Source organism: Austwickia sp., from assembly GCA_016699675.1.
Classification (GTDB): Bacteria; Actinomycetota; Actinomycetes; order Actinomycetales; family Dermatophilaceae; genus Austwickia.
Map to the genome: position 1 here is coordinate 2,264,721 of CP064985.1, position 15,865 is coordinate 2,280,585.

13 protein-coding genes are annotated in these 15,865 nt (G+C 71.7%); 11 read left to right on the forward strand and 2 right to left on the reverse strand.

The annotated features are described in order from the left end of the window. Window positions 1-104: 104 nt before the first annotated feature. The 4 genes from IPK37_10365 (at window position 105) to IPK37_10380 (ending at window position 4,731) form a co-directional block, all read left to right on the forward strand. On the forward strand, window positions 105-812 hold the full coding sequence (locus IPK37_10365; protein QQR99459.1) for a DUF2848 family protein: 708 nt from the start codon (window positions 105-107) through the stop codon (window positions 810-812). Between the two features lie 103 nt (window positions 813-915). Beyond that, window positions 916-3,075 carry a hypothetical protein gene (locus IPK37_10370; protein QQR99460.1) on the forward strand — a complete coding sequence of 720 codons (2,160 nt, stop codon included), beginning with the start codon at window positions 916-918 and terminating at the stop codon, window positions 3,073-3,075. Between the two features lie 119 nt (window positions 3,076-3,194). Further along, the gene (locus IPK37_10375; protein QQR99461.1) at window positions 3,195-4,013 is read left to right on the forward strand and encodes a hypothetical protein; all 819 of its coding nucleotides are present in this window, start codon (window positions 3,195-3,197) and stop codon (window positions 4,011-4,013) included. Window positions 4,014-4,053: 40 nt separating this feature from the next. Next, window positions 4,054-4,731, forward strand: a complete 678-nt coding sequence (locus IPK37_10380) for a hypothetical protein (GenBank protein ID QQR99462.1) — start codon at window positions 4,054-4,056, stop codon at window positions 4,729-4,731. Here the strand turns inward: IPK37_10380 and IPK37_10385 are convergent. Further along, window positions 4,668-6,029, reverse strand: a complete 1,362-nt coding sequence (locus IPK37_10385) for a cache domain-containing protein (GenBank protein ID QQR99463.1) — start codon at window positions 6,027-6,029, stop codon at window positions 4,668-4,670. The genes IPK37_10380 and IPK37_10385 overlap by 64 nt on opposite strands. A 46-nt stretch (window positions 6,030-6,075) precedes the next feature. Here IPK37_10385 and IPK37_10390 point away from each other — a divergent pair, with 46 nt between their 5' ends. From IPK37_10390 to clpB, 7 genes are all read left to right on the forward strand, one after another. After that, window positions 6,076-6,225 carry a hypothetical protein gene (locus tag IPK37_10390; protein QQR99464.1) on the forward strand — a complete coding sequence of 50 codons (150 nt, stop codon included), beginning with the start codon at window positions 6,076-6,078 and terminating at the stop codon, window positions 6,223-6,225. A gap of 75 nt (window positions 6,226-6,300) precedes the next feature. Then, complete coding sequence (locus IPK37_10395; GenBank protein QQR99465.1) at window positions 6,301-6,753, forward strand: hypothetical protein; 453 nt, start codon at window positions 6,301-6,303, stop codon at window positions 6,751-6,753. 250 nt (window positions 6,754-7,003) lie between these two features. Beyond that, window positions 7,004-7,720, forward strand: coding sequence for a hypothetical protein (locus IPK37_10400; GenBank protein ID QQR99466.1), 717 nt, complete (start codon window positions 7,004-7,006; stop codon window positions 7,718-7,720). 142 nt (window positions 7,721-7,862) lie between these two features. After that, window positions 7,863-8,471: a helix-turn-helix transcriptional regulator gene (locus IPK37_10405; protein QQR99467.1), complete on the forward strand. Its 609-nt coding sequence runs from the start codon at window positions 7,863-7,865 to the stop codon at window positions 8,469-8,471. Then, on the forward strand, window positions 8,468-9,883 hold the full coding sequence (locus IPK37_10410) for an MFS transporter (protein ID QQR99468.1): 1,416 nt from the start codon (window positions 8,468-8,470) through the stop codon (window positions 9,881-9,883). The genes IPK37_10405 and IPK37_10410 overlap by 4 nt, the downstream gene beginning before the upstream one ends. Before the next feature lie 240 nt (window positions 9,884-10,123). Next, window positions 10,124-11,395, forward strand: a complete 1,272-nt coding sequence (locus tag IPK37_10415; GenBank protein QQS02804.1) for an MFS transporter — start codon at window positions 10,124-10,126, stop codon at window positions 11,393-11,395. A 254-nt stretch (window positions 11,396-11,649) separates the two neighbouring features. Continuing rightward, the gene (gene clpB, locus IPK37_10420; GenBank protein QQR99469.1) at window positions 11,650-14,283 is read left to right on the forward strand and encodes an ATP-dependent chaperone ClpB; all 2,634 of its coding nucleotides are present in this window, start codon (window positions 11,650-11,652) and stop codon (window positions 14,281-14,283) included. Between the two features lie 3 nt (window positions 14,284-14,286). Here the strand turns inward: clpB and IPK37_10425 are convergent, their stop codons facing one another. Then, entirely contained in the window at window positions 14,287-15,852 is a 1,566-nt protein-coding gene (locus IPK37_10425) for a DHA2 family efflux MFS transporter permease subunit (GenBank protein ID QQS02805.1), read from the reverse strand. Between the last annotated feature and the right edge of the window lie 13 nt (window positions 15,853-15,865).

Genomic DNA, 15,865 nt, shown 5'->3' on the forward strand with positions numbered 1-15,865 from the left:
GAAACGAGTCACGTCATACTCGTTGTATACAGTCGTCCAGGGCAATACCCTGGCGGGAATTGTTACCGGGCGAGGCGTCGATAACGGCGCATCCAGGAGGGGTCATGGGAACACTGCGGTTTCGGGTGGCGGGTGCCGACGGCGGCACGCAAGAGGTCGAGGTGCAGGTCAGCCGCGTGCTGAACGGCGGCTACGCCGGTCGCGACACGGCGGAGGTGCAGGCACACATCGACGAACTGGCCGAACTCGGCGTGCCGGGCCCCGATCGGATCCCCACGATGTATCCGCTGTCGGACTACCTCGCGGTGCAGGGCGAGCGGGTCGCGGTGCCGCACGACCGCACCTCCGGCGAGGCCGAGTGGGCGCTGGTGGTCCCGCAGGACGCCGCGGGTCCCGCCGACTACCTGGTCACGGCGGCCTGCGATCACACCGACCGGGCGCTGGAGACCCACGGCGTCGCCTGGTCGAAGCAGTCGGCCCCGGACTTCCTCGGCGACGTCGCCTGGCGCTGGGGGGACGTCGCGGAGACGTTCGACGCGTTCACGCTGCGCGCGTGGGTCACCGGGCCGGAGGGGGAGCGGCTGATCCAGGACGGTACGCCGGCGCAGCTGCTCGGCCCCGGCTACTGGATCGACAAGCTCGGTGCCGCGGAGCTGCTCCAACCAGGCACGATCTTCATGAGCGGGACGATCCCGATGATCGCGGGGGTGGATCAGTTCGCGGACGGGTGGCGCGTCGAGCTCGCCGACGCCAGCGGCACGGTGAGCCGCGTGACCTACCGCGTCGAGCAGCTCCCGGACGCCTGGGACTGACCGGAACCGGTTGGCCTGTCGGCCCGTTGGGGCTCAGCTTGGGTCGTTGCCTGGCGATGGGGGAGCTGCGGGGTGCAACACAGCGCCCCCCTATCCGCGCGGGGTGACGACGCTGAACCGGTGGCAGTGGTGGCTACGGCACGGGCCGGCAGCACTGCGTCACGCCTTCGACCGGACCGCACTGGGACGGACGGCGCAGCGGCTGCGCGGCTGGGCGCTCACGCCCGCCGGCTGGGATCCGTTGATGACGGTGATGTACGTCGCCGCCATGCTCGTCGGCCGGTCGACCGCGGTCGCGGGCGGACCCAGCATAGTGTGGCCCGCCGCCGGCGTGTCGATGGTGTGGCTGTATCCGCACGCGCGGCACCGGTGGCGCCGCGGGTGGCGCGCGGTCGCCCTGCTCGTCGCGTCGACGGTCTGCGTCAACCTCGCGACGGCGGCCTCGCCGAAGGCCACCGCCGTCTACTGCGTCGCGAACTCCGCGATGGGCATCGTCTCGGCGGAGATCCTGCGCCGCGGGAGCAACTGGGACTGGTACGCCCGGCTCGACACCCCGGCCAAGCTCTACAAGCTGTTTCTCGCCTGCCTCGGCGGCGGCCTCGCAAGCGGGCTGGTCGGCTCCGCCCTGTTGCGGCTCTTCGTGACCTCCACCTGGATGTCGCCGGTCGAGTGGGGCATGCGCAATACGGCGGGGGCGCTGATCTTCGGGCTGCTGTGGTACCGGCTCATCAGCCACGGCGTACGCGTGCTGGACAAGCCCCGACCGGTGGTCTACCTCACCGTCGTCGTCGCCACCGTCGCCGCCTACCTCCTCGTCGTGGGGCTCGGTGACGACGTCCTGCTCTTCCTGCTCGTGCCGGTGAGCATGGCGACCGCGCTGTGGGCCGACGTTCGCACCACGGTCTGGCACACGATCACCGTCAGCTCCGTCATGCTGGCCATCACGATCGTGGGCCACGGCCCGCTGATGGGGCACCCGCCGAACATCCGGGCGCTGGTGGTGCAGTGCTTCGTGATCGTGCTGGCGATGGTCGCCATGACGATCGTGCTGGACCGCGAGGACCGGCACCGGCTGGAGCGGCGCCTCGAGGCCAACCGGCTGGCCACCGAACAGCACGCCGAGCTGCTGGACCGGATCGTCCACTCGCTCAACGAGGGCGTCGTCCTCGTCGACAGCATGGGTCAGATCGGGCTGGGCAACGCCCAGCTCTGGGCGATCCTCGGCCAGCCGCGGGACACGCCCGAGCTGCCCGAGGCGATCTTCGACGGCGCGTTTGCGACCCCCGCGCCGGTCAACGAGGCCCTGCGCACCGCGGAGCTGGTGACCTCCGACGTCGTCCTGGCCGACCCCGACGGCGGGGCCCGGATTGTCACGGTCACCGCGTCCCCGCTCGTCTCGGCCGAAGGCAGCCAGGTGGTGGCCGTCCTGCGCGATGTCACGGAGGAGCGCCGGCGCACCGAGGAGCTCGCAAACTTCGCCGGCGTCGTCGCCCACGACCTGCGCAACCCCCTGACCGCGCTGCGCGGGTGGCTCGACGCCCTGGGCGATGAGGTCACCGAGCCGATGGCGCGCGACATGCTGCGGCGCGTCGAGGGGTCCGCGGTACGCATGAACGTGCTCATCGAGGATCTGCTGGCCTACTCCGTGGTGCGCGGCGGGGAGCTGGCCACGACCGTGACCAACCTGGACGAGATCTGCGGCGACATCGCCGACGCCCAGGGCGACCGCGTGATCGACGGCCGCAGCCCGCTGATCAGCGTGGCCGCCGACGCCTGGGTGCGGGTCGACCCGGCCGCGCTGCGCCAGGTCGTGGCGAATCTCGTCGGCAACTCCATCAAGTACTCGGCCGCCGGGCGCCCCCCGGAGGTCAGCCTGACCCTCGGCCCGGTGCGCGACGGGATGCAGGAGGTCGTCGTCGCCGACCGCGGCATCGGCCTGCCGGCCGGCCAGGAGGCCAAGATCTTCGAGGAGTTCCACCGGGTCGTCGAGCACCGCGACCAGTACCCGGGCACCGGGCTCGGCCTGGCCATCTGCCGCCGGATCATCGAGCGGCACGGGGGGACCATCGCGGCCGCCAACCGGGCGGACGGCGGGCTGCAGGTCGCGTTCACCGTGCCGACCGCCCAACCCAGCTCGGCCGATCTCCTCGCCTTGGCGACCTGGCGGCAGGCCCTGGCGGCCCGGCGGGCGACGACGGCCCCGCTCCCGGAGGTCACCTCCGCGCGCGCGACGAAGCCGCAGGCCGACGCGCCGTACCCCTGATCGTCCCGCGAGCCCGGGAATCCCGCGTCCGCACGGGTTTTCGCGCGGCGGGCGGGGCCGCTACCGTCGATCACCAGCGGGCCCCCTCGACCCGCCCCCCGATCGGAGGAGACGCGCCGATGCCCCCCTTCTGGCGCACGGACTTCCTGCGCTACGCCACGCTGTTGCTCCTCAACGTGCTCATGGCCGGCCTGACGATGCTGTCGTCCGGGCCGGGGACCGCGCGCAGCGCCACGCCAGCGCAGCAGGCGGCGCCCGCGAAGCAACCCGGGGCCGTCGCCCAGGCGGCGCCCGTGCCCGCCAAGCAGCCCGTCGTCGCGGCGCCTGCGGCACCCGCGGCGAAACCCGCGCCGGCGGCACCGGCCGGTCAGGCGCTCCCGGTCCCGTACGCCGGGGCGTCGCGGCAGGTCATCACGGTCAAGGCCGACTGCCGCACCTGCACCTCGGCGACCCTGCAGGCGTGGACCGGCCTCGGCTCCGGGCGGTACGTTCCCGCCACCGGACCCGTGCGCGCCAAGATCGGCGCCGAGGGCGTCGGGACCGCCGCCGAGGGCTCGGCCCGGACCCCGCTCGGCACGTGGGACCTCCCCGGCGCGTTCGGCATCCTGGCCAACCCCGGGACCAAGCTGCCGTACTTCGTGGCCGGTCCGACCGACTACTGGGATGGGCGCTCCGGGCTCTCGACGTACAACACGCACGTCCGCAGCACCGTGCCCATCGAGGGGGAGAACCTGCTGGCCACGGGCTGGGTCTACAACTACGCGGTGGTCATGGCGGTGAACCCGAATCGGGTGCCGTACGGCGGGAGCGCGTTCTTCCTGCACGTCACCGACGGTCGGCCCACCGCCGGCTGCGTCGCCATCGACCAGGCGAGCCTGGTGAGCATCCTGCGCTGGCTCGACCCGGCCGCCCGCCCGCAGATGGTGGTCTCGCTCTGACGCGCAGGTGGTCGGCGCGCGGAGCCCTAAGGTGGCACCCATGCGCGGTGATCTGCTCCTCGTCGAGGAGTACTGGCTGCTGACCACCGGGTCGCAGCTGGTGCCCGAGCCCTCGACCCCCGCGCTGCTCGGCACCGCGATGGCGGTGGTCCGCGACCTGGAACGGGCCCAGGAGGTCGCCTGGCGCGGGCAGGGGGCCGACGCGGTGCTGATCGTCACCGGGCCGTGCCGCTGCAAGCCGCCGCTGCTGGGCTGGCACGACGCATTGATCGACTACGCGGGCTCGGACAGCGCGCTGCCCGCGCGGTTCTGTCTCGACGCGCTGATGGAGGACGCCTGGCGGCAGACGGCCGACCACCTGGTGTCTCGGGCGATCGCGCTGGTCTACCGGCATCAGCGGACGCCCGACCTGTACGGCGTCGTCGACACCAGCGCCGTCCGCCGCCGCCGGGAGGCCCTCTTGGACCTGCTGCCCGCGGGGGACCACTTCCCCGAGCGAGCCCTGGACCTGCTGCTCATCGCGCACGCCTCGCAGAGCCTCGGCGACCTGCTGCGGTCCCCGGGCACGGTGATCCCCGGCTCGCTGCTGAGCGTGGTGGGTGCGGCGGTACGTCGTGCGCAGGGCGACTTCCGGCGCTACCGCGAGACGGTCACCTATCGGGACGCCAACGGCTGGGCGTACGGGCCCGCCGCCTGGAGCGACGACGCCTCGGGGTGAAGCCGGGCTGCCCTGAGGGACGCCTGGCCACCACCTGCGGCTACGCCTGGCCGCCCAGGAGCCCCGCCGTCTGGTGCAGGTCGCCGGAGAGCCGCACGAGGCCCTCGATGGCGGTGCGCATCTCGCCCACGTCGGCGGAGGTCGTCGCGGCCTGGCCAGACATCGCCGCCGCCGAATCGGCCGCCCTGCCGGTCGCGCGGGCGGCCCCGAGGACGGTCGCGCTGATGGCACCCGTCGTACGGTGTTGTTCGTCCACCGCCGCGCTGATCGCGCCCTGGTAGTCGCTGATCTCGCGGATGACCCGCGCGATGTTCTCGATGTCGGTGACGGCCGCGGCCACGTCGGCCTGCATGACCCTCACCTTCGCGGAGATGTCTTCGGTGGCGCGGGCCGATTCGCGGGCCAGCTCCTTGACCTCGTTGGCGACGACCGCGAAGCCCTTGCCGGCGTCGCCGGCGCGGGCCGCCTCGATGGTCGCGTTGAGGGCCAGCAGGTTGGTCTGCCACGTCGGTCGCCACCTGCTGCATCCCGTCGAGGGTGGCGTTGAGGGCGCCCCCGAGCTGGTGGAGCTCGTTGCGTGGATTGGTGGTGGGGAACCGGTAACTGAGGTCGTGGCGCCGCAGGATGTCGACCACCTGCCGCAGCGGGGTGGTGATGCTGCGCCGTACGACGAGGGCCAGCACCAGGCTCAACAGCGCGATGCCCGCGCCCCACAGGGCGAGCCGGAGCCCGGCGGCCTTGGCGGCGGCGTCCACGTCGTCGACGTAGACCCCGGACCCGATCGCCCAGCCCCAGGGCTGGTACGGCGCGACGTAGGAGATCTTGGGCTGCGGGGCGTCGCTGCCCGGCTTCGGCCAGTCGTACGCCACGAAGTTCCCGCCGGATCGGGCGGCCTCGCCGAATTCGATGAAGATGGGCCGGCCCGACGGGTCCTTGGTCTGGGACGGGTCGAGCCCGATGATCTTGGCGTTCGTCGGATGCATGAGGACCCGCCCGTCGAACTCCTGGACCCAGAAGTAGTCGGTCTCGTGGTACCGCAGACTCCTGAGCGCGTCGAGGGCCGCGGCCTTGGCCTGCTCTGGGGTCATCGCGCCCGACTTGGCGCGCTCGCCGTAGCCGGCAACGACCTTCGTGGCGACGTCGACCACTGCCTTGGTCGCGTCGGCCTTCTGCTGGGCGACCTCGTCCCGGACCACCCCGATCGAAAGTCCGACGAGCAGGGCGGTGCTGATCAGGCTCAGCACGAGGAAGCCGAGCAGCCGCACCGAGATGCTGACTCCTCCGATGCGCGACCACATGGCGACTCTCCCTCTGCGGGTGGTGCATTCGCCCCCTAGTCGACGGGTGAACAACGTTCCTGAGGCGGCGTCGGTGGCCGGCATCGAGGCGGGAAAAGACCCGCGGGTCGACCGGCGGGCGGACAACGCGGACAAGGCGGACAACGCCCCGTACGTCGAGCGTGTGGCCTGTTTCGGAGTGTCGATGCGCGGGTAGGGTCTTCGCGATGGACCGGCCCGAAACAGCTCGGGGACTACCCCGTGGGGCCGCCCGACGAGAGGATCTCACCCCATGATCATGCTCGGCATCATCCTGGTGTTGCTGGCGGTGCTCATCGGCCTGGGTGGCCTGTGGGCCACGTCCGGCGACCACGCCCTCCTTCAGCTCAACGGCCCGCTCGGGCTCAACTTGGAACTGTCCCCCATGGCGTTGATCGTCCTCGGCATGATCAGCATGGGCCTGCTCTGGGCCGGCTGGTGGATGATGAAATACGGCACCAAGCGCGGCCTGTCCCGCCGACGCGAGCGCAAGGACCTCGAGCGCGAAAAGCGGGAACACGAGCGGGCGCTCGCCGCGACCAACGCGAAGCTGGGGCGCGAGCGCGAGACCACCGCGGAGGCCGAGCGGCGCCGCGAGGAGGACGCCCGCCGGCTGGCGGCCGAACGTCAAGCGACCGAGCGGGACACCGGGGCCTATCGCCCCGGGACCGGCGACGGGCGCGACCCGCTGCCCCCGCGCCCCTGAGCGCGTACGCCGACGTCAAGGGCGCCCGATCCCACTCAGGGTCGGGCGCCCTTCCCGTGCGCCGCGAGACGCATTGGGTGGACCTCTCGGTGTCCTTGAAATGGCCACGAAATGACATTTGCGACGCCTAGATTACCGCCTTGGCCCGGTCTAACGTGTGCCTCGCGTGGCACTTTCGGTGTGTCGACGGGCCCGATGGTTGCCCAGGGGGCTGCGCGGCCGTGCCACATAACTACGCCGAGGAGGGCAAATGCGATCGCGGTTTCTCACGGTATTTGCATTAGCAGGTCTGTTGTCTGCGGGGATGCTCCCCTTGACGGCCGCTCAGGCCGCCGTTCCCCAACTGGCGGCCGTCACGGCCCATTGCGTCGACCACTCGACGGCGGCCAAGGTCGAATCCACTTCGAGCCCTGGCACGGTCACCGTCGTCGATACGAGGACGGGGCAGCCCATCCAGGTAGTCGTGACGATTTCGGGGACTTCCTTCACGGTCACCCCCGTCGACCCGGCCGTCACGTTGGTGGACGCTTCATGGTGCGTGAAGAGCAGCACCAACGTGAATGTGGGCAAGGGAACGACTGGCGCCAGCACGAGCACCAACAAGAACGGCAAGGTGCAAGATATTTCTTACGTCGTACTGTATTCGGTGACGTCCAAGAGCCCGGTCATCATTCAGCCGTGCAATCAAGCCACCAACTCCGGCGGTCAGGGCGTGACGACCACAGTGCATGAGCTCGGTCGACCGGGTCCGACAACCTTTGTTCTCGCGTACGACACCTACTCCATCCCCGATCAAATCCAGGTGACCTACGAAGGCCAGACCCTTCTGGACACCGGGCTGGTGGGGCAGCAGAAGTCGGTCACCGTGGCCGTGCCTGCTGGAAAGAGCACTCAGGTCACCGTCGTGGTCACGGGCCCGTACAGCGGAACCGCCTGGACCTACACCGTGAACTGCCCGACCGCCTGACCGGCAGGGCGAACTGACGGAGGGAAGGCGCTTCGACCCCATCCGGGTCGGAGCGCCTTCGTGCGTCCACGGCGCGCTCTGGTGCACAGCGCACTGCAGACAGACGTTTGCATATAGGTCTTTGCAAAGATATCTTTGCGCTGTGCCCGCCGACGACGCCTCGATCACCCCGTCCCCCGAGCAGCTGCGCGGGATCTCGCACCCGCTGCGCATGCGGATCCTGGGTCGGTTGCGGCTCGATGGCCCCCAGACGGCCACCGATCTCGCGACCGCGCTCGGGGTCAACACCGGGCAGACGAGCTACCACCTGCGGCAGCTCGCGCAGTACGGGTTCATCGCGGAGGCCCAGGGGCTGGGGACCGGGCGGGAGCGCTACTGGCGCGCGCTGCACCGCTCGACCCGCAGCCGGTCCAGCGAGCTCGACCCGGACACCTCGGCGGCCTTCCACCAGGCGGCCGTCGTCAACCAGTTCCAGTGGGTGCAGGCCGCCGTCCAGGAACACGCCGAGCTCCCGGACGCCTGGCGCGCGGCCGGCACGAACAGCGACTGGTGCCTCCGGTTGACCGCCGCCCAGGCCCACGAACTGGTCGTGCGGGTCTGCGCGGTGATCGACGAAGTATTGGCGGCCGAGCCGGACCGCGGTGCGCAGGCTCCTGGCGCCGCGGCTCCTGGTGCCGAGGACTTCATGATTCAGGTGCACGCCTTCCCCCGGCCCGGCGGGCTCGCCCACCGCGACGAGTCCGAGTCATGACCGCCCCGTCGGGCGGTGGCCTGATCGCCGGGTGGGTGGTCGGCCAGGTGGTGGGCGTCGCCGGAACCCGCCTGATCAACATCGCCATCCCGTGGTTCGTGTTGGTCACCACGCGCGATCCCGCGCTGGCCGGAATCGTCGCGCTCGTTCAGATGACGCCGCTGGTCCTGTGCAAGGCACTGGCCGGCCCGATCATCGACCGCGTCGGCCCGGTCCGCGTCGCCGTGGCGGCCGACCTGCTCAGCGCGCCCGCCGTCGCCGCCGTACCGATCCTGCACGCCACCGGCCACCTGAGCGTGCCGGCGCTCCTCGCGGTCGTCGCCATCGAGGGGGCGCTGCGAGGCCCCGGCGACGCGGCCAAATACTCCCTCTGCCCCCGCATCGCGGCCACGAGCGGCCGGCCCCTCGAGCGCATCACCGGGCACGCGAACACCGTCGACCGGCTCGCCGGCGCGGTGGGCGCGGGGCTCGGGGGGCTGGTCATCGCCGCGCTCGGGGCGCCCGCGGCGCTGGTGTGCTCGTGCGTCACCTTCGTCGCGGCGGCGGGAATCGTCCGGTACGTCGTGGGCCCGCGGCTCTCGCCGTACGGTCCGGCCGAGGGCGAGGCGCAGACCGCCGCGACCCACGACGCGACCGACGGCGCAGCGGTCGACGCGACCGGCGGCGCACCGGTCGAGGCGGCCGGGGGCGCCGGGCGCCCGACGTACCTGACCAGCCTCCGGCAGGGCTGGGACTTCTGGCGGCGCGACCCGGTGCTGGTCGCGCTGACGATCATGGTGGCGGCCACGAACCTGCTGGACCAGGCATACATCGTCATCCTCGTGCCGGAGTGGGCCATTCGCGGCGGGCACGGCGCCGACCTGGTCGGGGCGCTGTTCGCGACGATGACCGGCACCGCGGTGCTGGGGTCGCTGGTGGCGGCGTGGATCGGCGACCGCCTGCCCAGGCTGCCGACGTACGTCGTGGCGTTCGTGCTCGCCGGACTCCCGCGGTTCCTCGCGCTGGCCATGGACGCGCCGCACTCGACGCTGCTGGCCGTCATCGCGGTCGCCGGCTTCGCGAGCGGGTTCCTCAATCCCATCCTGGGGGCGATCACGTTCGGCCGGATCCCTCCGGCGATGCTGGGCCGCGTCTCCTCGCTGAACACCTCTCTGGCCTGGTCGACCATGCCGTTCGGCGGTCTGCTGGGCGGCGGGCTCGTCGTGTTGTTCGGGCTGTCGCCGGCGCTGGCGATCGCCGGCGCGCTGTACTTGGTCGTGACCCTCGCGCCCGCCGTGCTGCCGGCTTTCCGCGAGATGGGTATGCCGCGCGATGGGGCGGGTGAGACGCCTGGTGACCGTGTGGTCGGAGCCGGGCCAAAGCCGTCACCGAGTACACCCGTTCAGGACATCTGTCCAGTTCAACCGGCATAAACGGCGTGCTTTAGGTGGTTTTCCGGGGGCCCGGCAGGGGGTAATGTCCATCTCGAACCGCGGCGCCCGAGCGGACGAAAACCGGGACGCTGCGGGGCATCACGCCGCGCTCAGCCCGCGCGGATGATCTCGGGAGGCCGTGTGACTCGCTCGGACGAGGCGTCCATAGCCATGGCGCCGCGACGAACGACGGTCAGGCCCCTGGCGCCCACGCACCGGGGACAGGTGCTGATCCTGTGGATGTTGGCCCAGGTCGTCGGCATGGCCGGGACCCGGCTCATCAACGTGGCCGTGCCGTGGTTCGTGCTCGTCACGACGCGCGAGGCCACCCTCGCCGGGGTGGCCGCGTTCGCGCAGATGGCGCCCATGGTCACCGCCAAGATGCTGGCCGGGCCCCTCATCGACCGTGTCGGCGCGGTCCGGGTCGCGGTCACCGCCGACTTGGCCAGCTGTCTGGCGGTCGCTGCGGTTCCCTTGCTCCACGGCGCCGGATTGCTGTCGTGGCCACTCCTGCTTGTCATCGCCGCGATCGAGGGCACGCTGCGCGGACCCGGGGACTCGGCCAAGTACGCGCTCTGCCCCCGCCTCTCCGCCGCCGCCGGCCGGCCCCTGGAGCGCGTCACCGGCCTGGCCAACACCGTGGATCGCGTCGGCAGTGCCGTCGGTGCGGCCTTCGGCGGTCTCGTGATCGCCGCCGTCGGTGCGCCCCTCGCGCTCCTGCTGTCCTGCGGCACCTTCTCTGCGGCTGCGCTGCTCCTCGGCCTCGGGGTGGGCCCCCTGCTTGCGCGGGCCGAGCAACCCAGCGCCGCTGTCGCGCGACCGGCATCGGGGCCGCGCGGGTCCGAAAGTCGCCCCTCGTACTGGCGCCAGCTCGGCGAGGGTTTCGCGTTCTGGCGGCACGACGCCGTCCTCGTGTCGATCACCGTCCTCGTGGCGCTGACCAACCTGCTCGATCAGGCGTACCTGGCCGTGCTCGTCCCGGAGTGGGCGGTGCGCAGCGACCACGGCGTCGAGGTCGTGGGCCTGATTTTCGGTGCGTACACGGCCGCGGCCGTGGCCGGGTCGGCCCTCGCCACCGCCGTCGCCGAGCGGCTGCCGAAGCTGGCCACGGCGGTGCTCGCCTTCCTGCTGACCGGGCCGCCGCGCTACCTGGCCCTCGCGGTCGGGGCCCCCCGGCCGGTGCTGCTCGCCCTGGTGTGCCTCGCAGGGTTCGCGAGCGGCTTCCTCAACCCCGTGATCGGCGCGGTCGTCTTCGGGCGGATCCCGGGCGCGTTGGTCGGTCGCGTCTCCTCGCTGCAGACCTCGCTCTGCTGGATGCTGATCCCCTTCGGTGGGGTGCTGGGCGGCCTGCTCATCACCGACATCGGCGGGGCGCACGCGCTGCTGGTCTGCGGGGTGGCGTACGCGGCGCTGGCGCTGGCCCCGCTGGCGATCCCGGGCTGGCGCCGGCTGAGCTCCGCCGCCGGCTCCGGCTCCGCCGCCGGCTCCGCCTCCGGCTCCGCCTCCGCCTGACCCGCGTCACCATGGTGACGGCTGGGGCCCCGGATCCCGCAACCATGGTGACGGCTGGGGCCCGGGATCCCGCAACCATGGTGACGGCAGACGCGCCGGATCTCGTCACCATGGTGATGGGCAAGGCTCCACGGGATCGGCAAGTTGAGCGGAATAGACTCAACTTTGCTGGGCGTTGCCAAGGGTGACGGCCGTTCGACGATCCCGAGTCGACGGCGGCCGGCCCTGACCAGCACTATCCCCGAGGAGCATGCATGTCGCTTCAGCTCACCACCAAGGCGCAGGAGGCGTTCGCTGGCGCCGCCCGCAACGCTGCGGCGTCGGGGCACCCCCACGTCGAACCGGCGCACCTGCTGCTCGCGCTGACCGAGCAGCCCGACACCACCACGGGCCCCCTGCTCGACGCCACCGGCAGCTCCCTGCTCGCCGCCCGCCGCGCGGCGGAGGCCGAGCTGGCGAAGCTGCCCAAGGTCAGCGGGTCCACCGTCACCCAGGCCACCCCCAGCCGGTCGTTCTCCACGGTGTTGGAGCAGGCCCGCCAGGTCATGGAGGCCATGGGGGACAGCTACGTCTCCACCGATCACCTCCTCCTGGCGCTGGCCCGCACCGGCCGGTTCGGCCTGGACGCCGAGGCCATCGACCAGCGCATCCCGGCGATGCGCGGCGGGGGCAAGGTCGACTCCGAGAACCCCGAGGACACCTTCAACGCGCTGGCCAAGTACGGCAGCGACCTCACCCTGCGGGCCCGCGAGGGCAAGCTCGATCCGGTCATCGGACGGGACGCCGAGATCCGGCGGGTGATCCAGGTGCTCTCCCGGCGTACGAAGAACAACCCCGTCCTCATCGGCGAGCCCGGCGTCGGCAAGACCGCCGTCGTCGAGGGGCTGGCGCAGCGGATCGTCGCCGGCGACGTCCCGGAGTCCCTGCGGGACAAGCGGCTCATCGCGCTCGACATGGGCGCGATGGTGGCCGGGGCGAAGTACCGCGGCGAGTTCGAGGAGCGGCTCAAGGCCGTCTTGACCGAGATCCGCGAGTCCGACGGCAAGGTCGTCACGTTCATCGATGAGATCCACACCATCGTGGGCGCCGGGGCCAGCGGCGAGAGCTCGATGGACGCCGGCAATATGATCAAGCCGATGCTGGCCCGCGGCGAGCTGCGCCTGGTCGGCGCGACGACGCTGGACGAATACCGCAAGCACATCGAGAAGGACGCGGCGCTGGAGCGGCGCTTCCAGCAGGTCTACGTGGGGGAGCCCTCCGTCGAGGACACCATCGCGATCCTGCGCGGGCTCAAGGAGCGGTACGAGGCGCACCACAAGGTCGCCATCGCCGACTCCGCCCTGGTCGCGGCGGCCTCGCTGTCCGACCGCTACATCCAGTCCCGCCAGCTCCCCGACAAGGCCATCGACCTCATCGACGAGGCGGCCTCCCGGCTGCGCATGGAGATCGACTCCTCGCCCGTCGAGATCGACACCCTGTCCCGGCAGGTCGACCGCATGAAGATGGAGGAGCTGCACCTCTCGCGCGAGACCGACGACGCCTCCCGCGACCGGCTGGCGCGGCTGCGCGCCGACCTCGCGGACCGGCAGGCCGAGCTGGCGGCGTTGACCAGCCGCTGGGAGATGGAGAAGGCCGGCCTCAACCGAGTCGGCGACCTCAAGGCCAAGCTGGACGAGCTGCGCGGCCAGTCCGAGCGGCTGCAGCGCGAGGGCGACTTCGCGGGGGCCTCGCGGCTGCTGTACGGCGAGATCCCCGCAGTGGAGCGTGAACTGGTCGAGGCCCAGGCGTCCGAGGCCAGCCACGAGGCCGAGCAGATGGTCAAGGAGGAGGTCGGCGCCGACGACATCGCCGACGTCATCTCGTCCTGGACCGGCATCCCCGCGGGACGGCTGCTGGAGGGGGAGACCGAGAAGCTCCTGCACATGGAGGAGTGGCTCGGTCAACGCCTCATCGGGCAGGCCGCGGCCGTGCGGGCCGTCTCGGACGCCGTACGGCGGTCGCGGGCTGGCATCGCCGACCCGGACCGGCCCACGGGCTCCTTCCTGTTCCTCGGTCCGACCGGCGTCGGCAAGACCGAGCTGGCCAAGTCGCTCGCGGACTTCCTCTTCGACGACGAGCGGGCGATGGTCCGGATCGACATGAGCGAATACAGCGAGCGGCACGCGGTGGCGCGGCTCATCGGGGCACCTCCGGGATACGTCGGGTACGACGAGGGCGGCCAGCTCACTGAGGCCGTGCGGCGGCGTCCCTATTCGGTGGTGCTGCTCGATGAGGTGGAGAAGGCCCACCCAGAGACCTTCGACATCCTGCTGCAGGTGCTGGACGACGGCCGCCTGACCGACGGGCAGGGCCGCACCGTGGACTTCCGCAACGTCATCCTGGTGATGACGTCGAACCTGGGGTCGCAGTACCTGATCGACCCCACGCTGTCGGAGGCCGACAAGCGCGAGGCGGTGATGCGGACGGTGCGGGCTGCGTTCAAGCCGGAGTTCCTCAACCGGCTCGACGAGACCGTGATCTTCGAGGCACTGTCGCTGGAGGAGCTCTCGCGCATCGTGGACCTGCAGGTTGCGGCGCTGGCGAAGCGGCTGACCGACCGGCGGATCTCGCTCGAGGTCACCGACGCGGCGCGCGAATGGCTGGCGCTGACGGGGCACGACCCAGCGTACGGCGCCCGTCCGCTGCGCCGGCTCGTCCAGGTCGAGATCGGCGACCGGCTGGCGCGGGCGCTGCTTGCCGGGGAGGTCCGCGACGGCGACACGGTCGTGGTGGACCGCGACGGTTCGGCGGACGCGCTGCGGCTGCTCCCGGTGGTCCGCTCCGGCGAGCGGGCGCCCGAGGACGTCGTGGATGCGGAGACCGTCGAACCGCAGGCCATCGAGCGCTGACCGTCAGGGGACGGCCGGCGGCGCCACGGCGTCGTCGGCCGTCCCCTGCGCGGCGGTGGCCTGCGTGGGCGTTGCCGCGGGAGCCGCCAGGTGCCGGGGCGTCTCGAAGAACAACGCGGCCACGAAGCCGAGCAGCACGACCGCGGCGGGCAGCAGCATGGAGTCCGCGAGCGCCGCGGAGATGGCCTCGGCCACCGCCGGAGGCATCCCGCCACCACCGGCCCCGGAGGCCCTGGCGCCGGCCGTGGCCGCCGCTCCCGGCAGGTGCGCCTCGATCCGTGAGGTCATCAGCGCGGCGATCGCTGCGCTCCCCACCACCGAGCCGATCTGCCGCGTGGTGTTGTAGACCCCGGATCCCGCGCCGGCGAGATGCCGCGGCAGGTTCCGGTTCGCGCTGGTCGACAGCGGCCCCCAGACGAAGCTGTTGGCCACCCCGAGTAGCACCGCCGCCAGCAGGATCTGCCACACCTCGGACGTCGGTGTCATGACCCGCGACAGCACCACGATCACGACGGACATGAGCAGCAGGCCGATCCCACCCATGACGCGTGGGTGAACCCGGTCCACGAGCAGCCCCGTCGGCCGGGCCAGCAGGATGGACACGACGGCCTGCGGGGCCAACAGCAGGGCGGCATGCGTCGGGTCCAGACCCCGCACGACCTGCGCGTAGATCGCGAACGGGAACATCATCGCGGTGATCGCGAAGCCGACCGTGGTGATCGCGATGTTCGCCAGCGAGAAGTTGCGGTCCCGGAACAGCGCCAGCGGCACCAGCGGCTCCGCGGGCACCCGGCCCTGCCACCACACGAACGCCACCAACATCACGGCGCCGATGCCGAGCAGCAGCGGCACGGAGATCGGCCCGGTGATGGTGCCCCAGTGGTACGACTCGCCCTCCTGGGTCGCGAACACGCCGCAGAACAGGCCGATCGCGGACAGCGCCACGCCCACCCAGTCGAAGCTGTGCGCATGCGTCGGCAGGCTGGGGACGAGGCGGGCGGCCAGCAGGAACGCGACGACGCCGACCGGCACGTTGATGAAGAAGATCCACTCCCAGCCGAGGGTGTCGAGCAGGACGCCGCCGAGGATCGGGCCCACCAACGTCGCGACGCCCGCGGTGGCGCCCCACAGCGCCATCGCCTGGCCGCGCCGGGCCGCGGGGAAGGTGCGGGTGATGACCGCCATCGTCTGCGGGGTCATCATCGAGGCACCGAGCCCCTGCACGACCCGGGCCGCGATGAGCCCGCCGATCGTCGTGGTCAGACCGCACCACAACGAGGCGAGAGTGAACACGACCAGGCCGGCCAGGTAGACGCGCTTCGGCCCGATCCGGTCGCCCAGACGCCCGGTGACGAGCAGCGGTACGGCGTACGCCAGCAGGTACGCCGACGTCACCCACAGCACGCTCGTGACGTCGGCGGAGAACGCCCGGGACAGGGCGGGCGTCGCGATCGAGACGATGGTGGAGTCGACCAGGATCATGAAGAAGCCGATGACCAGCGCCCAGAGGGCGGGCCACGGGTTCTCGTGCTGATCCTGCGCCGCTGCCGCCTGCGCCGCCGTGGGCATCGGGTTGGGGTTG

Coding starts and splice junctions, on each gene's coding strand:
- IPK37_10365 (QQR99459.1), top strand. CDS start 105: ATGGGAACACTGCGGTTTCGGGTGGCGGGTGCCGACGGCGGCACGCAA.
- IPK37_10375 (QQR99461.1), top strand. CDS start 3,195: ATGCCCCCCTTCTGGCGCACGGACTTCCTGCGCTACGCCACGCTGTTG.
- IPK37_10380 (QQR99462.1), top strand. CDS start 4,054: ATGCGCGGTGATCTGCTCCTCGTCGAGGAGTACTGGCTGCTGACCACC.
- IPK37_10385 (QQR99463.1), bottom strand. CDS start 6,029: ATGTGGTCGCGCATCGGAGGAGTCAGCATCTCGGTGCGGCTGCTCGGC.
- IPK37_10395 (QQR99465.1), top strand. CDS start 6,301: ATGATCATGCTCGGCATCATCCTGGTGTTGCTGGCGGTGCTCATCGGC.
- IPK37_10400 (QQR99466.1), top strand. CDS start 7,004: ATGCGATCGCGGTTTCTCACGGTATTTGCATTAGCAGGTCTGTTGTCT.
- IPK37_10410 (QQR99468.1), top strand. CDS start 8,468: ATGACCGCCCCGTCGGGCGGTGGCCTGATCGCCGGGTGGGTGGTCGGC.
- IPK37_10415 (QQS02804.1), top strand. CDS start 10,124: ATGTTGGCCCAGGTCGTCGGCATGGCCGGGACCCGGCTCATCAACGTG.
- clpB (QQR99469.1), top strand. CDS start 11,650: ATGTCGCTTCAGCTCACCACCAAGGCGCAGGAGGCGTTCGCTGGCGCC.
- IPK37_10425 (QQS02805.1), bottom strand. CDS start 15,852: ATGCCCACGGCGGCGCAGGCGGCAGCGGCGCAGGATCAGCACGAGAAC.